The organism is Paraburkholderia elongata (assembly GCF_013177735.1).
Classification (GTDB): domain Bacteria; phylum Pseudomonadota; class Gammaproteobacteria; order Burkholderiales; family Burkholderiaceae; genus Paraburkholderia; species Paraburkholderia elongata.
This window is the reverse complement of record NZ_WOEZ01000086.1, coordinates 1-20,601: the sequence shown is the minus strand read 5'-3', so window position 1 is coordinate 20,601 and position 20,601 is coordinate 1. Positions and strand designations below refer to the sequence as shown.

General features: G+C 60.7%; 14 protein-coding genes and 4 pseudogenes. 3 read left to right on the top strand and 15 right to left on the bottom strand.

Annotated features, from left to right (window positions below; all coding sequences use genetic code 11):
* Nucleotides 1–32: 32 nt before the first annotated feature.
* Nucleotides 33–230: pseudogene (locus GNZ13_RS16360) on the top strand (transposase domain-containing protein); the annotation flags it as partial.
* A gap of 78 nt (nucleotides 231–308) precedes the next feature.
* Here the strand turns inward: GNZ13_RS16360 and GNZ13_RS52320 are convergent.
* Nucleotides 309–404 (bottom strand): annotated as a pseudogene (locus tag GNZ13_RS52320) (integrase); the annotation flags it as partial.
* A 104-nt stretch (nucleotides 405–508) separates the two neighbouring features.
* Between GNZ13_RS52320 and GNZ13_RS16350 the strand changes: the two are divergent.
* Nucleotides 509–688, top strand: a pseudogene (locus tag GNZ13_RS16350) (transposase zinc-binding domain-containing protein); the annotation flags it as partial.
* 81 nt (nucleotides 689–769) lie between these two features.
* Here GNZ13_RS16350 and GNZ13_RS16345 read toward each other — a convergent pair.
* From GNZ13_RS16345 to GNZ13_RS16280, 14 genes and pseudogenes are all read right to left on the bottom strand, one after another.
* A complete protein-coding gene (locus GNZ13_RS16345) occupies nucleotides 770–1,441 on the bottom strand; it encodes a tyrosine-type recombinase/integrase (protein ID WP_172166166.1) in 672 nt (223 codons plus the stop codon).
* Nucleotides 1,442–1,559: 118 nt separating this feature from the next.
* Nucleotides 1,560–6,824, bottom strand: coding sequence for a trifunctional serine/threonine-protein kinase/ATP-binding protein/sensor histidine kinase (locus GNZ13_RS16340; RefSeq protein WP_172166164.1), 5,265 nt, complete (start codon nucleotides 6,822–6,824; stop codon nucleotides 1,560–1,562).
* A gap of 71 nt (nucleotides 6,825–6,895) precedes the next feature.
* Nucleotides 6,896–7,084, bottom strand: coding sequence for a hypothetical protein (locus GNZ13_RS16335; protein ID WP_172166162.1), 189 nt, complete (start codon nucleotides 7,082–7,084; stop codon nucleotides 6,896–6,898).
* A gap of 377 nt (nucleotides 7,085–7,461) precedes the next feature.
* A complete protein-coding gene (locus GNZ13_RS16330; RefSeq protein WP_236002026.1) occupies nucleotides 7,462–9,189 on the bottom strand; it encodes a SulP family inorganic anion transporter in 1,728 nt (575 codons plus the stop codon).
* The gene (locus GNZ13_RS16325; protein WP_172166160.1) at nucleotides 9,186–9,986 is read right to left on the bottom strand and encodes a potassium channel family protein; all 801 of its coding nucleotides are present in this window, start codon (nucleotides 9,984–9,986) and stop codon (nucleotides 9,186–9,188) included. The genes GNZ13_RS16330 and GNZ13_RS16325 overlap by 4 nt, the downstream gene beginning before the upstream one ends.
* Nucleotides 9,987–10,212: 226 nt before the next feature.
* The gene (locus GNZ13_RS16320) at nucleotides 10,213–11,379 is read right to left on the bottom strand and encodes a hypothetical protein (protein ID WP_236002025.1); all 1,167 of its coding nucleotides are present in this window, start codon (nucleotides 11,377–11,379) and stop codon (nucleotides 10,213–10,215) included.
* A 119-nt stretch (nucleotides 11,380–11,498) separates the two neighbouring features.
* The gene (locus GNZ13_RS16315; protein ID WP_172166158.1) at nucleotides 11,499–11,753 is read right to left on the bottom strand and encodes an RNA-binding protein; all 255 of its coding nucleotides are present in this window, start codon (nucleotides 11,751–11,753) and stop codon (nucleotides 11,499–11,501) included.
* Between the two features lie 31 nt (nucleotides 11,754–11,784).
* Nucleotides 11,785–12,179, bottom strand: a pseudogene (locus GNZ13_RS16310) (SDR family oxidoreductase); the annotation flags it as partial.
* A gap of 90 nt (nucleotides 12,180–12,269) precedes the next feature.
* Nucleotides 12,270–13,745, bottom strand: a complete 1,476-nt coding sequence (locus GNZ13_RS16305) for a hybrid sensor histidine kinase/response regulator (RefSeq protein WP_172166156.1) — start codon at nucleotides 13,743–13,745, stop codon at nucleotides 12,270–12,272.
* Entirely contained in the window at nucleotides 13,742–14,194 is a 453-nt protein-coding gene (locus GNZ13_RS16300) for a response regulator (protein WP_172166154.1), read from the bottom strand. The genes GNZ13_RS16305 and GNZ13_RS16300 overlap by 4 nt, the downstream gene beginning before the upstream one ends.
* 16 nt (nucleotides 14,195–14,210) lie before the next feature.
* On the bottom strand, nucleotides 14,211–15,707 hold the full coding sequence (locus GNZ13_RS16295; protein WP_172166152.1) for a sensor histidine kinase: 1,497 nt from the start codon (nucleotides 15,705–15,707) through the stop codon (nucleotides 14,211–14,213).
* Nucleotides 15,708–15,753: 46 nt separating this feature from the next.
* Complete coding sequence (locus GNZ13_RS16290; protein ID WP_172166149.1) at nucleotides 15,754–16,404, bottom strand: response regulator; 651 nt, start codon at nucleotides 16,402–16,404, stop codon at nucleotides 15,754–15,756.
* Nucleotides 16,401–16,622: a hypothetical protein gene (locus GNZ13_RS16285; protein WP_172166146.1), complete on the bottom strand. Its 222-nt coding sequence runs from the start codon at nucleotides 16,620–16,622 to the stop codon at nucleotides 16,401–16,403. Before GNZ13_RS16285 ends, GNZ13_RS16290 begins: the two co-directional genes overlap by 4 nt.
* 583 nt (nucleotides 16,623–17,205) lie before the next feature.
* On the bottom strand, nucleotides 17,206–17,730 hold the full coding sequence (locus tag GNZ13_RS16280; protein WP_172166143.1) for a hypothetical protein: 525 nt from the start codon (nucleotides 17,728–17,730) through the stop codon (nucleotides 17,206–17,208).
* A gap of 437 nt (nucleotides 17,731–18,167) precedes the next feature.
* On the opposite strand from GNZ13_RS16280, the gene pflB reads away from it, so the two are divergent.
* Nucleotides 18,168–20,432: a formate C-acetyltransferase gene (gene pflB, locus GNZ13_RS16275; RefSeq protein WP_328807237.1), complete on the top strand. Its 2,265-nt coding sequence runs from the start codon at nucleotides 18,168–18,170 to the stop codon at nucleotides 20,430–20,432.
* The last annotated feature ends 169 nt before the right edge of the window (nucleotides 20,433–20,601 follow it).

The following is a 20,601-nucleotide window of genomic DNA, read 5'->3' as shown; positions in this document are numbered from 1 at the left end:
GATAAGACCTCTTATAGAATCGTTTCTATAATCGCTCGAACTGGCTGTTCGCGGGTTCGTTGCGCGCAGGTAAACGTGCAGCGGCGATCATGAGCTTGATCCGATCGGCACAACTCAACGACCACGATCCGTACGCCTACCTGAAAGACGTGCCGACCCGGTTACCCACCCATCGAGCCGACGACATCGCTCAGTTGCTGCCACATCGCTGGGTCCCCACTACTGCTTGACAGACATCTGCAGTGCCTTCACCGGGTGCTTACCTTCATGGCCGGACAGCGACCGATTACTGTCCGGCCGACCGAGGTTCAAACCTCGGTCTGTTCTGCCATCTCGAGCGCATCGTCGACTTCGATGCCGAGGTATCGCACTGTACTTTCCAATCTATTGCCCCCAGGCAATAGACTTGAGACCACGGCGCTCTACGCCCAGGTCGCCACCGACCTGCTGCGCGAGGTGATCAGTCCGCTAGAGAATCTGCACAGCACCTAGTGCGCGGAGCGCTTCCGTGCCCGAAGTCGCGGACGTCTTCCGCGCGCATGGACCGGCCTGGCGACAGACCGTACAGCTGAGCCTGGGACAGCTGAAGGTCACGTCGGCGATTGAACAGTGCCGCAGTGCGGCGCTGGGTGGACACGTGTTGCGCTGTTCCGGCTGCGCACAGGTCGAGGTCGCCTACAACTCCTGCCTTATGGGGAGTCGTTTTGAATGGGGAGTAGACGTGTTGAGGGAGCGCGAACCGGGGAGCCCGCGCTCCTGCAACTCTCCATTAAAGCTTTGCCCTAAGCATGGCGATGACCTTGTCGGACGGCCCAAACGAGCCCCTGCGCAGTTCCGGAGGAACGATTGCGTTGAGCGCTTCAAGCTTTTCGGTAGGGTCGGCACGAGTATAGATTTCGGTGGTAGCCAAATCGCTGTGTCCGAGCCACAAAGACACTTTGCTGATATCGTTCGTGCTCTGCAGTACTATCATCGCGCACGTATGCCTCAAGACGTGCGGTGAAACACGTTTCTGCGACAACGAAGGGCACTTCTGGCTCGCCGCCTCAGCGTGATGTTTGAGGACGTAGGCAAACCCCCAGCGACTCATCGCTTCACCCCGAGCATTGACGAACAACTCCGGTACTCGAACCGTTCCCCGTACCGCCATCCACGCACGCGATGCATCAGCGGTCGCCTTCCACAGGGGGAGCGTACGCTCACGCCGCCCCTTGCCGTCGACGCGGATGCTCATCGACGGCAATGCAACATCGGTCGTCTGCAATCCCGTCAGCTCCGAAACGCGCAGGCCACCGCAAATAGCCAGATGCAGCATTGCCCGATCCCGGATTCCCTCACGTGTCGTCGGGTCTGGCGCATCGAGCAAGGCCCGTACTTCCCTTTCTACCTGGGCATAGAGCGCGGTGGTCTCGAGCCTATTGCCTGCAGGCAATAGACCCATTGCGGTATTTGTACGCCTCTCAGTGTCAAAGGCCGCTTACGAGTTCGGAACGGACGCAGGCGGGACACATCCCGATGCAACCCGACCGATGGGCAACTCGTGGGAGGCATTGCTGGATTCATGTCACATCCGAAATATCAGTCGGGAGGCCGAAGCTAGAGGTCACGCCCCGGATCTCATTACGCACGACCCAAATGCGGCCCCCGTGCGCTTCGACGATCGACTGACAGATCGCCAGTCCCATCCCCATGCCCGTTTCCTTTGTGGTGACAAACGGCTCGAATATGTTCTCGAAATCTGCCAGCCCTACGCCATGATCCTGAACGTCGACCAGCACCTTGTCCCCTTCGCGTCGAGAGCGGATCAATAGCGGCTTCGGTCGTTGCGTCGTCGCCGCCGACGCCTCGATGGCGTTGCGCATAAGGTTGACCATCACCTGCTGAATCTGCACTGCGTCGGCTTTGATCATCGGCACGTCGTGGGCCAGCTCCGTTTCGATCGAGATCACGTTTCCGTGGATTTCGTCAGACATCAGAGCGCAGACTTCAAGGATCAGCTTGTTGATGTCGAGATCGGTTTTTGCAGGAGCCCTGTGCCTGAAGAGCGCCCGAATGCGGCTTACCACGTCTGCCGCGGAATTCGCGTCGCGGACAACCTGTTCGGCCGAGTATTTGGCTTCGTCGATCCTGGGCGGCGTTGCGGCGAGCCATCGCACGCATGCGCGCCCATGCGCCACAATGGCCTGGAGCGGCTGGTTGAGTTCGTGGGCGATGGAAGCGGACAGCTCGGCCACCGTCGCGATCCGCGACGCCTGCGCAAGCTTCTCGCGGCTGAGCCGCAGCTCCTCGTCCGCGCGCTTGCGCTCGGTCATATCGACGGCAAAGGCTACGCCGAGCTCGCCTCCCTCGTCGTACGCCGCCACCCCGATCAGCACGGGCACACGGCTGCCATCTTTGTGCAAATATTCCTTTTCAAAGGCTTGCACGCTGCCAGTCAGCTTGAGCTGGCGCAAGATGTGTTCTCGATCGCGGTCCAGCCATTCGGGAGGCGTCAAGTCGGTCCACCACAAGCGGCCTGAGACGAGATCCTCGCGTTGGTATCCGACCATGCGAAGAAACGCGTCATTGGCCTCGAGAATCCGACCTTCCAGATCCCAAAACAAGATCCCGACGATGTTGGCGTCGACCAGCCGGCGGATCTGCGCTTCCCGTTCCCGGAGGTCGCGGTACAGACGGCTGTTTTCGAGCGAAATCGCCGCCTGGGAAGCAAGCACCTTCAGGACAGAAATCCTGCCGGGCGTAAAAACGCCTGGAGCAAGCCTGTTTTCCAGGTACAGCAGTGCAACCAGCGCACCCTGCTTCATCAACGGCAGGCAGAGTACCGACCGGACGCGTTGCGCACCGATATACTCGTCGGTGGAATGCGGACTCCGGACTGAAGTATCGTCGAGAATCACACTCTCCTGGGTACGCGCGGCATAACGGACCACCGATTCGGGAAGCGTGTCCGCGGAAACCGGCGTCTCGCGCAGGCTGACCGAAACGGAGCTGCCGCAAGTCTGCGCCTCCGCCTGGATCAGGAATTCGCTGCCACGAGGCAGGATCAGCAGCCCACGGTCCGCGCCGGCATGCTCGATGGCCGTACGCAACAGCGATTCGATGAGTTTTTCCGGGACGAGCTCGCCCGACACCGCCTGCGACACTTTGATCACAGTGGCCAGGTCCAGCTCTTCGAGCGGCGCCTCGATCGTGCCCGCGGAGCCCGGGGCACGATCGTCCTGCCTCAATGCGGGATAGAGCTGATCGAATTGTCGCACCTTCCCATAGGCTCCCCACCGCAGCCATGCGCGCCGTGCGTTTCCCAGGTAGAGATGCGCAATCTCCTCAAGGCCTCGCGCCGCGTAGCAGCGGGCAGCCAGTTCGTAGGACAGCGCCTCGTTTTGAACGAAGCCATTTGAACGCGCGGAGCGAATGGCTCGCTCGTACAGATCCATTGCCTCGGGCAGGCGGTCCTCGATGCGTGCGATCTCCGCTTCGACCAGGACCGCACGATCCTCGAAGTTCTGGGGGCAGTTTTCCGCCCATGCCCTGAGTTGTTTGCCATGGGCCGACAGCGCCTCGCGATGCTTTGCATACGGATCGGGGCCCATGGGCGCGCAGCAGGCGGCCCGACAGAGCGCGGCATAAAGGTGGTATTCCGCCCTCTCCAATACGAAGACCGACAGCGACGCTGAGGTCGAGAGGCACTTTTCGGCCCTTTGCGCAGCGTCGAAAGCCGACGCGTGGTCGCCGGCGAGGAAACGCGCCTGCAGCTTCCGGATCCAGTAGAAACATTCCGGCAAGGCCAGAGCCGGGTGCCCCGTCAGGCCCTCCTCGAACGAGCGCTCCGTGAACCGGCCATCGTCGAGCGCGCCAAATTTTGCGGTCTCGCCACGGAGCGTCCGGGCGAGCGCGAGCGGGGCGGAGATCATGTCGGCGACGAATCCGAACCGCAGCGTGAGCGCAACCTCCAATCCGTGCTCGAATTCGCGCTCGACCTGCTCGAGTGGATCGCCTGCGGCGAGAAGACTAGAAGTGAGATTCCAGCAAGCGTAGGCAGCATACGTCGGGTCGCCCTGCTCGTTCGCCATATCAAAGGCACGACGCGCAGGGTTGATACACTCCCTAACCGGCCGGGTCCACGGGACAACGAGCGAGAAGACCGAATAGGTCTTTCCTCCGAAGCGCTTCAATCCGCGGCGTTCGGTCAGGTCGCAGGCCATCTTTGCGAGTCGATAACCTGCATCGTAATCGCCGAAGCGGTTGCCGGCCATCAGGCCGACCGAAGCGTAATGCGCCGGTGCGGCGTCGCTGTTTCCGCGCTCCAGGCAGAGATTGACCGCCCTGCAACTGGTGAGCGCGTACAAATTCCCGTCGGTATACAACGTCGGCGGTCCAAGGGCAGTGAGCACGTCGAGCGTCGCGACAGACTCCGGATCCTGCATCAGCGGCAGGTCGATGAGGTCTCCGATCGCGCGGCTTCCGAGCTGGGACCAGATCCGCTCGTACTCGCGACGCGCTTCCAGCTCGGTGGGATGCGCCGTCCAATCGATCCCTGCATGCCGGAGGCATTCCAGGCCCACCGCGACAGAGCGGTCGCTGGCCCCGAGCATCGTGTACAGATCCACACGCCGGCTTGCGACGGCCGCTCGTTGGACCGTGTCGACAGCGCGCGCTGCAAGCGCCGCCAGACGCTCCTCCACGGACGGTAGCGCGCCCATCCAGAGCTCGCAGTCGGCCCCATGCAGTTCCAGGGCGAAGGCAAGCTCCTGCCGGCGCTCCCACGCATCCTCCCGCATCAGCGCCGCGCCGGCACGCAGATACGTCAGCGCAGAGGCGTAGGCGGACGAGGCCTTCGCGCGCTTGCCGGCGACCAGGTTCAGCTCGGCGAGCTTCTCGCGCTCGTCCTGTGCCGTGATGAGGGATGCGCCGCGGTTGAGCTGGTTGACGATCTCGAAGATCATCTCCGGCAGCTTTTCCGGCGGGATGCAGGCAGCGAGCACCCTGCCTATCCGGAGATGGGTCTGCGCACGTGCGTCTTCCTGGATCAACGAGTACGCCGCCTCCTGAACCCGGTCGTGGACGAAGCTGCACGCATGTTCCGTGCAGGAGACGAGACCCGCTCGTATCGCCTCCCAAAGCTGCTCGCGGATTTCGTCTCCCGGCCGCCGGGAAACCGTCTCCAGCAGCGCGAGTTCCGCGCTGTGGCCCATACACGCAAGCAGCTGCAGGCCTTGCTGCGTTTCGACGGGCAGGCGGTTCAGCTTGCCGACCATGAGGTCCACGACATTGTCGGTGTGACCTTTCGTGCGGATGCGATCGACATCCCAGGTCCAGCGCGCCGCGTCATGATCGAAGGTAAGCATCCCCTCTTCGCCGAGCGAAGAAATGAACTGAATGGCAAAAAACGGATTGCCGGCGGTCTTATCCAGCACCAGCTGCGCGAGCGACGCGACCCGCTCCGGCTTGCAACGAAGCGCGTCGCCGATCAACTGTTCGAGATGCTCCCGGGCAAGCGGCGCGAGCGTGATCTCCGCCACCTTGCCACCGGCGGTCTTGATGGCATCGAGCTTGCGCATCAGCGGATGTGTGGCAGTGACTTCATTGTCGCGATAGGCGCCGATCAGCATGAGGTTCTGCGGATGGGACCGGGTCAACAGGTCCTCTATCAGGTCGAGCGTCGCCACGTCGAGCCATTGCAAATCGTCGAGGAAGAGCGCGAGCGGATGCTCCGGCCGGGCGAATACGCCAACGAACCGCCGAAGCACGTGCTGAAACCGGCGTTGTGCCTCTTGTGGAGGCAACTCGGGGACCGGCGGGGGCGCTCCGACGATGAGCGCCACTTCGGGAACGAGATTCACGACGAGCCCCGCATTTGGCCCAAGCGCTTCCCGAAGCGCGTCGCGCCAGGCCGCAAGTTCCGCCTCGCTCTTGCCGAGCAGCGGCGGGATCAGGCTCTGAAAGGCTTGCGCCAGCGTCGAATAGGGGATGTCGCGTTTGTACTGGTCGAATTTGCCGGCGGCGAAGAGCCCGCGCGACGGTACCAGCACCTGTTGCAGCTCGTTGACGACCGAGGACTTGCCAATGCCGGAATACCCGGAGACCAGCACCAGCTCCGGCGCCCCGCTTTTGACAACGCGCTCGAAGGCGTCGAGCAGCGCCTCCACCTCTTGCGATCGCCCGTACAGTTTCTCCGGAATCGTGAGCTGGTCCGGCGTGTCGTGCTCGCCGAGTGCGAATTCATCAATGTGTCGGTCGGTTTCCCATTGCGCAAGACAGCGTCGCAAATCCGCTTCGACGCCCGTCGCGGTCTGATACCGCTCGTCCGCGGTCTTGGCGAGCAGCTTCATCACGATCGCGGAGACGGCTGGCGCCACGTCGGTCGATCGCTCGTGCGGCGGCACCGCCTGCCTCGCGATGTGGCAGTGTACCCATCCCATCGGATCCGCCGCGGTGAATGGCAGACTTCTCGTGAGCATCTGGTAGAGCGTCACGCCGAACGCGTAAAGATCGCTGCGGGAGTCGACCAAACGATTCATCCGCCCGGTCTGCTCGGGCGCCATATAGGCGAGCGTACCGGCTATTGACTCGGGCGGCTCGGGCCGCTGACGCTCTCGCGCAAGCCGCGACGCGAGGCCAAAACCCGTGAGCTGCACTTCGCCACTGTCGGGATTCACCAGGATGTTGGCGGGCTTGACGTCCTTGTGCACGAGCCCACCCTGGTGGACTTCGCCCAGTGCCGATGCGATGCCAATGGCGAGGCGCAGGAAGGTCCCGGCATCAAGTGGGGTCCCGAGGAGACTTTCGAGGCTCTTGCCGCCGGAATCGAATTTGATCGGGTCCATGGAATGTCAGTCGATTCTAGTTCCTGCGCCAGTCGTGAGCGACCGCGTTCCACTCGCTCCGGAGCGAGGCCTTATTGTGCGCAGCGAAGCAGCACTGAAAGGCTGCGCGCTGCCAATCGGGCCCGATGATAGAGCATCTTGAGATGGAGCCCTTGGACGAAGTCGTAGCTGCGCGAGCCGTCCGTGTTCAGGCTCTCGCCCGAATGCTTCATGTCGTGCAATTCGTTCGACAGGAAGACTTGCTCTGCGGGACCAATCATGTGGAGAATGCTTGCGTCGTGGCGGGACGGAAAACAAGCAATCTTCTATCGCTGCCATAATCTACAGTCAAGGCCGACTTGCCAGCAGCTTGATGGCGGGCAGTTTCGGGCGACGAGCTTTTTGCTAAACCGGTTGATCGTCCTTGACTGGTTCGTCGCTAGACGTGGCATTACTTGGCCACCAAATTGACCGCACACGAGGAAGTCGAGACGACCTGGCGCGCATCAACGGGGCTCAAAAGATCACGCCGTTGCCGCAACGAGACGCTGCACGTGGCACGCGTCGGATCAGCGCGCACAGGCGCCAGGCCAGGCTTTGTGTCAGTGGTTCTTGGCACAGCACCTCCTTTACCCGGACACTTCCAACATCGATCGCGTCATGCCGATGTGTTGGCAGTCGCGGGCGACGGCGGTGTGGCGTCGCGCAACGCATCGACCGCGGCATCGACTGTCGGGAAAAACTCCGACCGCACGGCCAGCCCGGCGGCATCGCGATAGCAGTCGAGTTCCGCTTGCACGCCCTCGGGGACGGCCACCGTCGCGATCCCGACACCGCGCCGGTTCAGTTCGTCGCGCAGCTGGTACACCATTTTGCCGGCCGTATAGTCAATGTTGTGAACCTCGGACGCATCGACCACGACCCAGCGCACCGGCGAAGGTTCACCCTCCACGAGCGTCAGGATCTCTTCCATGAAGCGGCCGGCGTTGGCATAAAAGATGTCCGCTTCGAACCTGTAAACGACGATTCCCGGTGCAGCGAACAGATTCGGCGCTACCGGATGCGCCTGCCACAGCCCAGCCGTGTCGCGCGTCAGCACGCGAGTGCGCAGGCGATAGCTGTGGCGCGCATGGTCGATGAGAGACAGCACGACGGCAACGATGATGCCGTGGTTGACATCGACGAGCACGACCACGCCCGCCGTGACCAATGCAACGACGAATTCGTCCCACTGAAGGCGGTACAGTTCGCGCAGGCCTTTCACGTCGACAAGCTTCACCCCGATCAGAAAGACGATCGCCGAAAGCACCGCAGCCGGCATGAAACTGAGCGGCCGCGTCAGAAACAGCAGCACCAGCAGCACGATTGCCGCCGTCGTCAGATGCGCGATCTGACTACGTCCGCCGGCATCGTCGACCATTTCGGTCTTGGTTGGGCTGCCATTCACCACGAACGTGCCAGTCAGGGCCGCGGTCACGTTTGCGCCCGCGAGGCCGACCAGATCGAGATTGGCGTCGATGCGTTCGTTGTAGCGGTTCGCGTACGCGCGTGCAGTCGCCACGCTCTGCGCAAGGATGACAATGAAGCAAGACGCCGCGGTAGCCAGTACCTGGTTGATATCCGCGACGTGCATCGCCGGCAGGGACAACGACGGCAGCCCGCTCGGCACGTTGCCGATAATCGCAATCCCATATCGTGTGAGATCGAAGGCCATACTGACAACGATGGCGCCAATGACCGCAATGAGGGCACCGGGGACTCGCGGAGCAACGCGCTTGAACCCTACGATCACGGCAAGCACGATCGCAGAAAGCACCAGCGTCGCGTAGTGCGCATCGCCCAGCCGCTGCAACACCGACGCGACCTGTCCAAGTGCTCCGTGCCCCTCTTTCGGCAGACCGAACAACCCTGCGAGCTCGCCGATCGCCACCTGTATGCCGACGCCCGTCAGAAAGCCGATGAGCGCACTACGCGACAGAAAGTCGGCAAGAAAGCCAAGGCGAAAGACCCGCGCAAGCACGAGCATGCCGGCCACGGTGAGTGCCACCATGCTGGTCAGGTTCACATACTCGGGGCTGCCTAACGCGGCGATCGTCACCAGGGTCCCGGCAAGAATCGCGGCGGTCGCCGAATCCGCGGCGACCACCAGATGGCGCGAGCCGCCGAGCACCGCGAATGCCACGAGTGGCAGCAGGATCGTGTAGAGGCCGGTAACGGCAGGCGTGCCTGCGATCTTCGTATACCCGATCACCTCGGGGATACCAAGCGCGGCCAGCGTAATGCCTGCGACAACGTCATGCGGCAATGCAGCACGGTCGATCGGCAGAAGCCCGCGCAGGAAAGGCATGTGCGGCGAACCTGCCTCCGCCGGTGCGGTCGGCTTCATGTCGTTGCCTGGCGGTGAATGTTGATATGCTCGACCAGCGCGTTCGCCACCAGCTCATCCGCTATCACGACGTCCGTTGCGCCAGCGCTTTCGAGCAGGGCTTGCCGCGTGCTGTTTTCGCCAGGCACGGCGATCCTGAGCTTGGGGTTGAGCACATGCGCCAAGACTGTGACCGCCAGATTGTTGTTGGCGTCGGCGGGCGCCACCACGAGCGCTCGGGCGCTATCGAGTCGCGCGCGTTTGAGCACGTCGTCGAAGACGTTGGGTTCGCCGAACAGGACCATATGCCCACGCTCGGCAGCCTTCCTGGCCAACTTTTCTTCCGAGACCAGCACGAGCACCGTCTCACCGGCCTCCCGCAGGCGATCGGCGACCAGCTCGCCGACCGGGCTGAAGCCCGCAACGACGACGTGGTCGGCGAGCTTCTCCAGTTTGCGTTCCATGACTCTGTTCTCCCGGTAAGCGATCACGTCGTCGCCCGACAGGATGCCTGTGAGCGTTGCTACCGCGTACCCACCGACCACCATCGTGATGACCATCGCCAGCAGCATGAACCGTTTCTGACCTTCGTTGAACTCCGAGAAAGCGCCGAGCGTGGTGACGAGGTTGACCCCGTTCCACACGGCATTGAATACCTTGGTGCCGGGCGGGACGTTCGAGCGATCTAGCAGCACGAGGCCCGTCGTCGCAGCCCCCAATACGAGCAGCAAAAGGACGATCGCGTGGCGCGCACGGCGTCGCCATTCGCGTATGCGTATCACGCCAAGCCTGGGCTCATCGATACGGTAGATCCACATCGCTCCTCGAGTATTGGTTATTGAATTTCCCAAGGCACGTTCGACTGGACTGAATTATGTGCTTTTGCCCGATGTCTGCAATGGGAGTTTGGTCCAATGCAACGCGCTGCGTGGTCCGCGCCTCGTGCAACGCAAGCCAGGCAACGGTAGCGACCGGAGGATGTCGATCGCGTGCGCAACCTCCCCCGCCTGCTCAACCCGCTCGTTGACGGAGTGCTGAAGCAGCTCAGCCGGATCGGTGCGCTGGCGATCGCGCGCGAATGCTATCAGTGCGGACGATCCGGGTAGAGAGTCGGACGCGGGAGCGCAGTGAGACGCGTTTTCGTGGAGGCCAGTGGTGTCGGAAGCTGTTGAAAGCATTCCGGATTTGCGTCGGCGACTTACAACCCGCCCATTGCCTCATCGATATGCAACCCGGCTGGCAGCAGCTCCACCCGAGGAAAACGCACAAGTGCAAATGCGCGCATCCGGGGGGATCGCCTGGAATGCGGGCGACATGACAGTCGATTTCCCGGCTGGCTTGCGCACTACCGTCCCGAACCACATTCATCAGGTCAAGCCGGAAGCGCTTTTTCGTGATGTAGATATGCGATGAGGGGGCCGACAATACTTCACATACACGCTCGAGTTCGTGTTCGATGACTACGGTCGGAGCTCTGAGATCGGCGAGGTGGCGGGCGTTTTCCTCAATCCGTGTCCGCACCCGGGCCAATTCCTCTGAGCTGGCTTCGAGACCACCACCGACCACCGAACGCATGCCAGCGCCTTGATGCTCGAGTAGCACAAGGCGCACCTGAAGCAGTTCCCTCCCCTGCGCCAGCAGCTCACGACGATCTACAGCCAGTTTCCCCAACCCCTCTAGTGCCAGTTGATCAACCATCCTGCGTCCGATTTCCTCGTGAAGGTCGGACTCCGTTCGACCGCAGATTCTGACGCTATAGTCGCCGAAACAGAGCGTGGTTTGTTCAACGTCATAGCGGGTCGTGTCGCCCTCGAGAGCAACGCCAAGTACGTGGCGCTCAGTCATCGCCATCCCGAGTGCCGCGTAGGCTTCCGGCAGGTCGGAATTCCGGTCGAAGTACGCGCGCAATTCTTCGGAGACGCTGAACGCTGTTATCAGGTCATTTGGTGTGGCAAAAAAAGCCCGAACGTGCGAATCCGAGGACCAAGCATTGGCATTGGCTTCGTGACAGGCCGGCAAGGAAGCCACCAGATCGTCCACGTACCGTAGCGATGCCGCAATCGCCGGCGCGAGACGCTCCCGATAACGCCGCGCATTCCGCAGCCGCGGAACGATCCGCAGAATGCGTTCAAGCGTTTCGTTGATCCGCGCTCTTTCGTCAACGGGGACCTGCCCTCGGTCACGATGCAGAAACCAGTCAAGCAAGCCCATTTGTCAAGCTCCTGCCGGAGGTGGAACTGCCGCACACGAAGGTATGCGGATCAAGCCCGTTGCGTTCGCTTCGTGCGGTGCGGGCAGCGAAGCGACCAGCTGGCAGGCATACGGTCAGCTCAGTCATTGTGCTGAATCATGACCTGCACGAGGAGCGTGTGATTTTTCCAGAACAGCTTTTCGATCCGCGGCAGCAGGCTCCGTAACACTTGTGGATCCGTGTCGTTGAAAGTAAGCAGGACGCCTGGCCGCGAACCCGCTCCCTGAACGCGCTGGATATCGTCGAACGACGGAAACCCGTACTTGATCAGGAGTTCCCTGATCTCTTCATCGGAAGCGTCGTCTGCCACATTCCCCAACCAGAGTTCGGCCATGATAGGGTCCCTTCTTCCTCAAAAATCCGCCTTAAGCCATGATGTGCACGCCGCCGTCGATATACAGCGTTTCGCCCGACAGGCGCCGTGCAAACGGCGTCGCAAGGAAGGCGCACGTGAACCCGACATCCATGATGTCGACCAGTTCCCCGAGTGGCGCGCGCTGTGCCCCCTCGTTGAGCAGCAGATCAAATCCTTGAGGCCCCAAGCGGCTCGCGTCTTGACCGGTCCCGGCGAGATCGCGTGCACACGGATGCGATTCGGCCCCAGTTCATAGGCGAGATAACGGGCACATGCTTCGAGCGCCGCCTTCACCGGACCCATTACATTGTAGTTCGGCACCACCTTGTTGGCGCCATAGCTCATCGTGAATATTGAGCCGCCGTCCGTCATCAACGGCGTGGCCAAACGCGCCATGCGCACAAACACGGATAGTACGGTTACCCCGAATGGCGGGCTTTTCGGATCAGCGCATCCGACACGACTGGCCGACCTCTGCCAACATTCGACGGGCCTTCATTCGCCTTCCCTGGTTTCGACGGCTGCGAGCGGCAACGTAACGGTCAATGCGAAGCCTTGATTGGGCGCGGTCTGAATCCGAATGGCGCCGCCCAGGCGGGCAGCACGCTCCCGCATTCCCAGCAGGCCGAAAGCGTTCGCGTTGGGTCGGGCGTCACTAGGGCAACCGCTGCCGTTGTCTACGACGCGTACTATGCAATTCGTCTCCTCGCACACGATTTCGAGCGTCACTGAAGTCGCACCCGAATGGCGCGCGACGTTCGTCAGTGCCTCCTGGACGATTCGAAACACTGCGGTGCCGGCCTCGTGATTAAAGTCAATGTTGTCGACATCAATCCGGCGGACCACCTGTACGTCGTGGCTCGCTGAAAACTCATCGATTAGCCAGTCGACTGCCGGAGTCAGGCCCAGGTCGTCAAGCATCGTGGGACGCAGACCTGCCGCAATCCGCCTTACCGAGCCAATGACCTGGTCAATCAGCGAGTATACCTTGCGCAACGTGGCAACCGGCGCGGTCGTCTCAGCAGACATAAGATGGTCTTCGATTTTGGCGGCTTCCACTTTCAGCGTCACCAACTGCTGCCCAAGATCGTCGTGCAGTTCGCGTGCAATACGATTTTTCTCCTCCTCCCGTACGTGCTGAATATTCGCCGACAGGCGCTGCAGTTCTTCGCGCGATTCGCGCAATGCTTCGCTAGCCCGTTTCCGATCTGTAATATCTATGATCCAGCCCACCATGCGATAAGGCTGATCGGAATCGTCCCACAGCGCTTGCCCACGAGACTGAACCCACCTGAAATCGGGCGACTTGGTTCGAACTCGATACTCCACGTCGTAGGCGCCCTTATGCTCCAGATGTGCTTTCAGGCTGGTGAATACCCTATCGGCGTCGTCCGGATGAATGGCATCCCGAAGCACTCGCGCTTCATTGGGCAGTTCGCTATCCTCATAGCCCATGATTTCCTTGAAACAGGACGAAAGATACATCGCACCGGTCTGCAGATTCCAATCCCATAACCCCGCGGTAGCACCGGTCACGGCGAGCTGAAATCGCTCCTCACTCGCTCTAAGAGCCGCCGCGATGCAATGACGTTCGATGGCGTAACGAATTGCGCGACCCAACTCCGACGCATGAATATCTTTTTTTAAAAGGTAGTCTTGCGCACCTTCTTGTATGGCCAGTAAGCCGATCGATGCGTCGTCCAGACCCGTGAGAACCAGTACCGGAACATCCGGCGATAGCCGAATGAATGTTCTGACTGTGTCGAGGCCCTGGGCGTCGGGCAGTCCCAGATCCAGAAGCACGACATCGAAACGCATCGATTGTGTGCGAGCCAAACCGTCAGACAGGCGCTCGGACCGAACCAGCCGATGCTCGAACTCCACCACATCCGCTAGCGCCATTTCAATCAAAAGCGCATCGCTGATGCTATCTTCGAGTAGGAGAATCCTGATTTCCTTCGACGTACTCATGGTCCGTTGGGCGGCAGCGTCACAATGCCAAACCAGAACTCACTGATGCTTCGTACGACGTCGGCGAATTTGGTGAAATCCACCGGCTTCGTAATGTAGCAATTGGCATGGAGCCCGTATGATCTTGCCACATCCTCCTCTGATTTGGAGGTGGTCAGCACGACCACTGGGATGTTCATCAGCTCTGGATCTATTTTCACATCCTCCAGCACTTCCCGCCCGCTCTTTCGCGGTAAATTGAGATCGAGAATGATGAGTCCGGGCCGGGGCGCGGCGCAGTGTTTTCCCTCACGCCTCAGGTATGCCATCGCCTCCACGCCGTCGTCGACCACATGCAGCGGATTCAGCACCTTGTAGTACTCAAGAGCCTCACGTGTCATCATCACGTCAGTGGGACTGTCTTCCACGAGGAGAATATGAAGGATATTGTCGGATGCGTTGCTAACCATGGTGGCCGTTGGGACGTTATCGCGACGGAATTCCGTCGTCGACCTTCGCGTAGAGAGTAAAAAAGAACGTCGTGCCCTTATCCGGAGCGGACTCGACCCATATGCGGCCGCCGTGCCGTTCAACGATTCGCTTGGACAGGGCAAGACCAATTCCCGTGCCTGGATATTCCGTGCGGGTATGGAGGCGCTGGAAAACTAGAAAGATGCGCTCAAAATATTGTGGATCGATCCCGATTCCGTTGTCCTTAACCCAGAACGTCCAGGAATCACCGTGACGTTGCGCACCTACATCGATCTGGACAGGACGGTCCTTGTGTCGAAACTTGATAGCGTTTCCGACCAGATTCTGAAACAGCAGCGTCAGTTCCGTGGGAGTCGCAAGCACCGTTGGCAATGCAGCGCGGCCAACCAGTGCTCCCGTCTCCTCAATCACGACGCTCAAACTCTTTAGCGCCTGATCAAGTATTTGTCCGCAATCAGTCGGCTGCCGTGTATCTGCTGATCGGCCCACGCGGGAATAGGTGAGCAGGTCTTCGATGAGCGCCTGCATGCGGGTGGCGCCATCAACTGCATGCCCAATAAACTCATCGGCCCGCGGATCCAGTTGACCCTGGTATCGGCGTTGCAGCAGTTGCAAGGAGCCAGCGACTGCCCGCAGCGGCTCCTGTAGATCGTGAGAGGCCACGTAGGCAAACTGTTCAAGGTCGTGATTGGAACGGGCCAGCTCGTCTGTCTTTCTAAGCAGTTCCTGCTCCGCACGCTTTCGCTCTGTGATATCAACAATCGCGCTGAGAACAAACACTTCCTCGGAGGTTCTAACCGGATTGAGTCCGATTTCGACTGGAAATTCGGAGCCGTCCTTACGCAGCGCGTAAAGCTCGCGGCCAATTCCCATTGGACGGCTCTTAAGGTCCCCATAGAACGCACTGCGGTAACCTGGGTGAGCAGCACGGAAGCGCTCGGGCACGAGCGTTTCGATGCTCTTCGCGATCAGTTCGTCGCGCCCATAGCCAAACAGCTTCTCGGTCTGCGCGTTCACGAGAACAATTCGGCCAGAGCGGTCCACCATTACCATGGCGTTGGGCGCCGCCTCCACCACCTGCCGGAAACGCTCCTCCAGCCGCCTACGCTCGGTGATATCGACGACGGCCGCAAGGACGAACGTTTCTTCGCCAGTCGAAACGGGGTTGAGTCCGATTTCGACTGGAAATTCGGAGCCGTCCTTGCGCAGCGCGTAAAGCTCGCGGCCAACTCCCATTGGACGGCTCTTCGGGTCCTTATAGAACGCACTCCGGTGGCCCGGGTGACCAGAACGGAACCGCTCGGGCACGAGCGTTTCAATGCTTTTCGCGATCAGTTCGTCGCGCCCATAGCCAAACAGCTTCTCCGTCTGCGCGTTCACGAGAACAATCCGGCCAGCTCGGTCCACCATTACCATGGCGTTGGGCGCCGCCTCCACCACCTGGCGGAAGAGATCGTTGGTGAGGCCACTTGATTCCTTGCGTGGGTCCATCCAGCCTCCCGGCAAGATTTCTTTGCGTTTCAGCGGAAAGCGACGCTTACGCGTCTTCACCCAGGGCGCTGCACAGACCGTTTTTCAACGCGTAACGAATGAGTGCAACGTCGCTGTTCATCTCCATCTTTTGATGAATCCGCATTTTGTAAGTACTGACCGTTTTGGAGCTGATGCACAGCCCGTTTGCGATCTCGGAGACCGTCTCGCCACTGACAAGCCGTCTGAAGACGTCGAATTCACGATCCGATAGCTGTTCGTGCGGCAACACGTAAGCGCCCCGGTCCAGGTGGCAGGCCAGGCGCTCGGCCATGGCGGGGCTCAGGTAAACGCCGCCGCTCGCGACTTTGGTGATCGCAGTGACCAGATCCGTCATTGCGCATTCCTTGGTCAGATAGCCCCGCGCGCCGCACTTGAACGCGCGTTCCGCGTACTGGTGCTCGCCATGCATGGTCAACACGATCGCGCGCACGGATGCGTTTTCTTTCTTCAATTGGCGCACGACCTCGAGGCCGTTGCGTCCGGGCATCGACAGGTCGATCAGCATGACCTGCGCTGGCGTGCTCCTCCCAAGGTGCAACGCCGCGGAGCCGTCGGCGGCTTCGCCCACTACTTGGAATCCGGTTGCCTTCTCGAGGATATGCCGCAGGCCGTCACGCATCAGCGCGTGGTCATCGGCGATCAATACGCGAATCATGTCTTCTCCTGCTCCACGTTTGTCGCAAACGGCAATGCAAGGGAACCCGATCTCACGTCCGCCGTTGTCGGCGTTGCATAGCTTAACGCGGCGGGCCGTGGCTTTTCCCCTTCAGGGGCAAACATGAAGTGATCGACCACCGTGGTGAGCTGCGGGCTCGGAGTCTGTCGCTGTCGGTCGCGCTCACCCCAACGGTTGAACAAAACTTTATTTTGCATGGATTCCTGATGACCAGGTATCACCCTGATGGGGGATCGGCGCCGTGGCGGCCCCCATGCGCACGCATCGGACAAGCTGACGCCCTAGTTTTGCGACAATAGCGGCTTTGCCGCGCCAGTTCGCGCCGCTGATCCCATCGCCTTTACGCGCTCAGCGAAGCTCGACCCCGGAAAGCTTACAAGGTTGTGCTCGGCTGCGAAACTACATATTTATGTAATCCGGGACACGGTTGCAGTTGCTTTCAAGCACTATCTTCATATGTATATCGCACCGAACAGCAGCAATGGCGTGACGTAGTCGGCGAGTGAGAATTCGGCGTTGTTCAGAGCCCGGCTGAGCAGCCGAAAATGTGGGCAGAGGCCATGCCACCGGGGGAACGTGCGCGTGGAGGAGACGACTGTGGAAGCGTGGAGAACGTAGTCTCACGAACCCGTGTAACTGTGCGCATAGGGTTGATGCGCACCGCAGACTGACACGTCCTTCGTCGACCGTGTGTCAATGCACTCCGGACGCGGCACAAAAGTGGACTCGCCATTGGGAGTGCAGCCACTCGGGGTCCAGTTGTGAGGCATGCCATGCATTTCATGCTCCTCTAATCACATCGTCGGACGGTGGTCGATCTTGCCGCATGCCGGGATGCACCGTCCCCGCATGCCTTTTGCGCGGCTTCTTCTGCAACGACGAAAGGCAAAGCGCGCCAAGACACACGGTCTTCAGAACGCACTCCACGGTCGATATCACTGAAATTTCAACGGATCGCGCATATACGAACGGCAATGCCGTCGCAATGGCCAGCACACTTGCCCCGCAAATGAAAGCAAAGATTGCGCGTGCGGCGCGTACTCTGGCGATAGCACTGGTACCGGTTAGGATCACTATAAACTTCGACACAGCAAGCGCGAGTATCCCGGTGCTCGAGTTCGATACACCAATTTCCAGAGGTGTCTCGATCAATGACCAACCGCATACGCCAAATATGGTCAACGTTGTTATGCGATCGAGCGTGATTCTCGCCGGGTTGTTGTGCTCCTCAATCCAGTCCCCCTCAGATCGAAGTTCGGATTCCACCATGCCGGTTATGGGAAAGGCTGCATCTTTTTCGCTCACTGCTGCCTCCGGGTTCCTGCTGATTGTTGAAGCCGCGAACGACATGAGACCACGGCAGACGGCACCGTTCGAAAAACGAAGCTGCCGACAGGTTAGCGCCTCTCATGCAAAGGCGTGCGGGCGGGGCCCAAAGTATGTGGCCGAAAGCAGAACAATGGTCACCTGGCTAGTGGCATCGTTCGTCCAGTATTGGCGCACCGGTCAACAGCGGCAATCAGTCCTTTCCGGAAAATCTGTAAGTCGTCTCTGTCAGGGATATCTGACAAAAACTCAAGACGTAATCCATTGCGACTCCACGTCAGTGAGTCGATAGTGAACTCACACAGAATTCTCGATGCTCGCGCGGATCCGTAAGCCGAGAGATGGAAATATCGTTCGCCGGGAAACAGAGGACCGGCGAATGACCGATGATCAACATAGCGAAGGGATGCAGCGAAATGAGCACGCTCTCGACTTTCCATCAGATGAACGAAAAGACCGACCCGTGGCGTGGATTCTCGCCTGGCCCGTGGATGAAGCGCATCGACGTCAGGGATTTCATCGTTGCCAACGTCAGGTCCTATGAAGGCGACTGCGCCTTCCTGTCCGGTCCGACCGACCGAACGAAAGCCGTTTGGGCCGTATTGCAGCCATACTTTCGCGAAGAAGCCCATAAGGGCGTGCTCGATGCGGACCCCGCAACGCCGTCAACGATGACATCGCACGCACCCGGCTATATCGACCAGCACAACGAGGTGATTGTCGGCCTGCAGACCGATAAACCGTTCAGGCGATCCATCATGCCGTGGGGCGGGATTCGCATGGTCGAGAACGGCCTGAGTTCCGTCGGGATGAAGGTCGACCCGAAGGTCGCCGAGATCTTCACGAAATATCGCAAAACGCACAACGACGGCGTGTTCGACGTGTACACGCCTGAGATCCTTGCCTGCCGGAAGTCGCACATCATCACGGGCTTGCCGGATGCGTACGGACGCGGCCGGATTATCGGCGACTATCGGCGCGTGGCGCTGTACGGCGTCAATCGCCTGCTCGAAGAGAAGGCCGCCGAGCGCGCGCAAATCGACGACGAGTGGCCGACGGATGAAGTCATCCGCCTGCGCGAGGAGCTCGCGGAGCAGACCCGCGCGCTGCACGACCTCGTCAAGATGGGAGAGGCGTACGGCTTCGATCTTGCGCAACCCGCACAAACGGCGACAGAGGCCGTGCAATGGACCTACTTCGCCTATCTCGGCGCAGTCAAGGAGGCCAACGGTGCGGCGATGTCGATCGGCCGGATTTCGACGTTCCTCGATATCTACATCGAACGCGACCTCGCGGACGGGACGCTCGACGAGGCCGGCGCACAGGAGTTGATCGACCAGTTCGTCCAGAAGCTGCGCATCGTCCGCTTCCTGCGCACGCCGGAGTACGACAGCCTCTTCTCGGGAGACCCTTATTGGGCGACCGAATCGATCGGCGGCATGGACCTGAACGGCCGCACGCTGGTCACCCGCACCAGCTTCCGCATGCTGCAAACGCTGCGCAACCTGGGGCCGGCCCCCGAGCCCAACTTGACTGTGCTGTGGTCGAAGCATCTGCCGCGGCCGTTCAAACGCTTCTGCCTGGCGATCTCGCGCGAAACGTCGGCGTTGCAGTACGAGAACGACGATCTGATGCGTCCCTTCCACGGCGATGACTACGGGATCGCCTGCTGCGTATCGGCGATGCGCATCGGCAAGCAGATGCAGTTCTTCGGCGCGCGGGCCAACCTCGCGAAATGCCTGCTCTACGCGATCAATGGCGGCCGCGACGAGATCAGCGGCGTGCAGGTGGCGCCCCCGGCTCCGGCCGTCACCGGCGACGTGCTCGTCTATGACGACGTGATGGCCAGGTTCGACGCGATGATGGAATGGCTCGCGCGCACCTATGTGCACGCGATGAACTGCATTCACTACATGCACGACAAGTATTTCTACGAGCGGCTGGAGATGGCGCTGCACGACCGGGACATCTTGCGCACGATGGCCTTCGGCGTCGCCGGGCTCTCGGTGGTCGCCGACAGCCTGTCCGCGATCAAGCACGCGAAGGTCACCGCGATCCGCGGCGCCAACGGGATCGTCGAGGACTATCGGATCGAGGGGACGTTCCCGACGTTCGGAAACGACGACGAGCGCGTCGACTCGATCGCCGCCGACCTGGTCGAACGCTTCATGACAAAGCTGCGCAAGCACCCGTGCTATCGCGGGGCAATGCCTACACAGTCGGTGTTGACCATCACGTCGAACGTGGTGTACGGCAAGGCCACCGGCAATACACCGGACGGGCGGCGTGCCGGCGTGCCGTTCGCGCCGGGCGCGAACCCGATGCACGGCCGCGATCAGATCGGCTGGCTCGCATCGTGCCTGTCGGTGGCGAAGCTGCCCTACGTGCACGCGCAGGACGGCATCAGCTATACGGTGTCCGTCGTGCCGACCGTGACGCGTCTGGCCGTTGAGGAAGGACTCGATCGCGCGATCGACGTGTTCGATGCGTATTTCGGCCAGGGCGGCTATCACATGAACCTGAACGTCGTGAACAAGGAAACGCTGCTTGACGCGATGGACCATCCGGACAAGTACCCGCAGTTGACGATTCGCGTCTCCGGCTATGCGGTGAACTTCATTCGTCTCACGCGGGAGCAGCAGCTCGACGTCATCCACCGCACTTTCCACGGAGCGGTCTGATGCAACCTCACGACGCTACGCCGGATACTCACAGCCCGGAGTTGTCGGGCAGCCGCCACGAGTTCGGCGCCATCCGTTCGCCCGACGCTCCGGAAACCGAAGGGTTCGCGGACGGGATCGGCACGTTCGGCTACGTGCATTCGCTCGAAACCGGCTCGCTCGTCGACGG

Coding starts and splice junctions, on each gene's coding strand:
- GNZ13_RS16320 (WP_236002025.1), bottom strand. CDS start 11,379: ATGGGCTTGCTTGACTGGTTTCTGCATCGTGACCGAGGGCAGGTCCCC.
- GNZ13_RS16335 (WP_172166162.1), bottom strand. CDS start 7,084: ATGATTGGTCCCGCAGAGCAAGTCTTCCTGTCGAACGAATTGCACGAC.
- GNZ13_RS16345 (WP_172166166.1), bottom strand. CDS start 1,441: ATGGGTCTATTGCCTGCAGGCAATAGGCTCGAGACCACCGCGCTCTAT.
- GNZ13_RS16330 (WP_236002026.1), bottom strand. CDS start 9,189: ATGAAGCCGACCGCACCGGCGGAGGCAGGTTCGCCGCACATGCCTTTC.
- GNZ13_RS16295 (WP_172166152.1), bottom strand. CDS start 15,707: ATGGACCCACGCAAGGAATCAAGTGGCCTCACCAACGATCTCTTCCGC.
- GNZ13_RS16325 (WP_172166160.1), bottom strand. CDS start 9,986: ATGTGGATCTACCGTATCGATGAGCCCAGGCTTGGCGTGATACGCATA.
- GNZ13_RS16290 (WP_172166149.1), bottom strand. CDS start 16,404: ATGATTCGCGTATTGATCGCCGATGACCACGCGCTGATGCGTGACGGC.
- GNZ13_RS16300 (WP_172166154.1), bottom strand. CDS start 14,194: ATGGTTAGCAACGCATCCGACAATATCCTTCATATTCTCCTCGTGGAA.
- GNZ13_RS16315 (WP_172166158.1), bottom strand. CDS start 11,753: ATGGCCGAACTCTGGTTGGGGAATGTGGCAGACGACGCTTCCGATGAA.
- GNZ13_RS16340 (WP_172166164.1), bottom strand. CDS start 6,824: ATGGACCCGATCAAATTCGATTCCGGCGGCAAGAGCCTCGAAAGTCTC.
- GNZ13_RS16285 (WP_172166146.1), bottom strand. CDS start 16,622: ATGCAAAATAAAGTTTTGTTCAACCGTTGGGGTGAGCGCGACCGACAG.
- pflB (WP_328807237.1), top strand. CDS start 18,168: ATGAGCACGCTCTCGACTTTCCATCAGATGAACGAAAAGACCGACCCG.
- GNZ13_RS16305 (WP_172166156.1), bottom strand. CDS start 13,745: ATGAGTACGTCGAAGGAAATCAGGATTCTCCTACTCGAAGATAGCATC.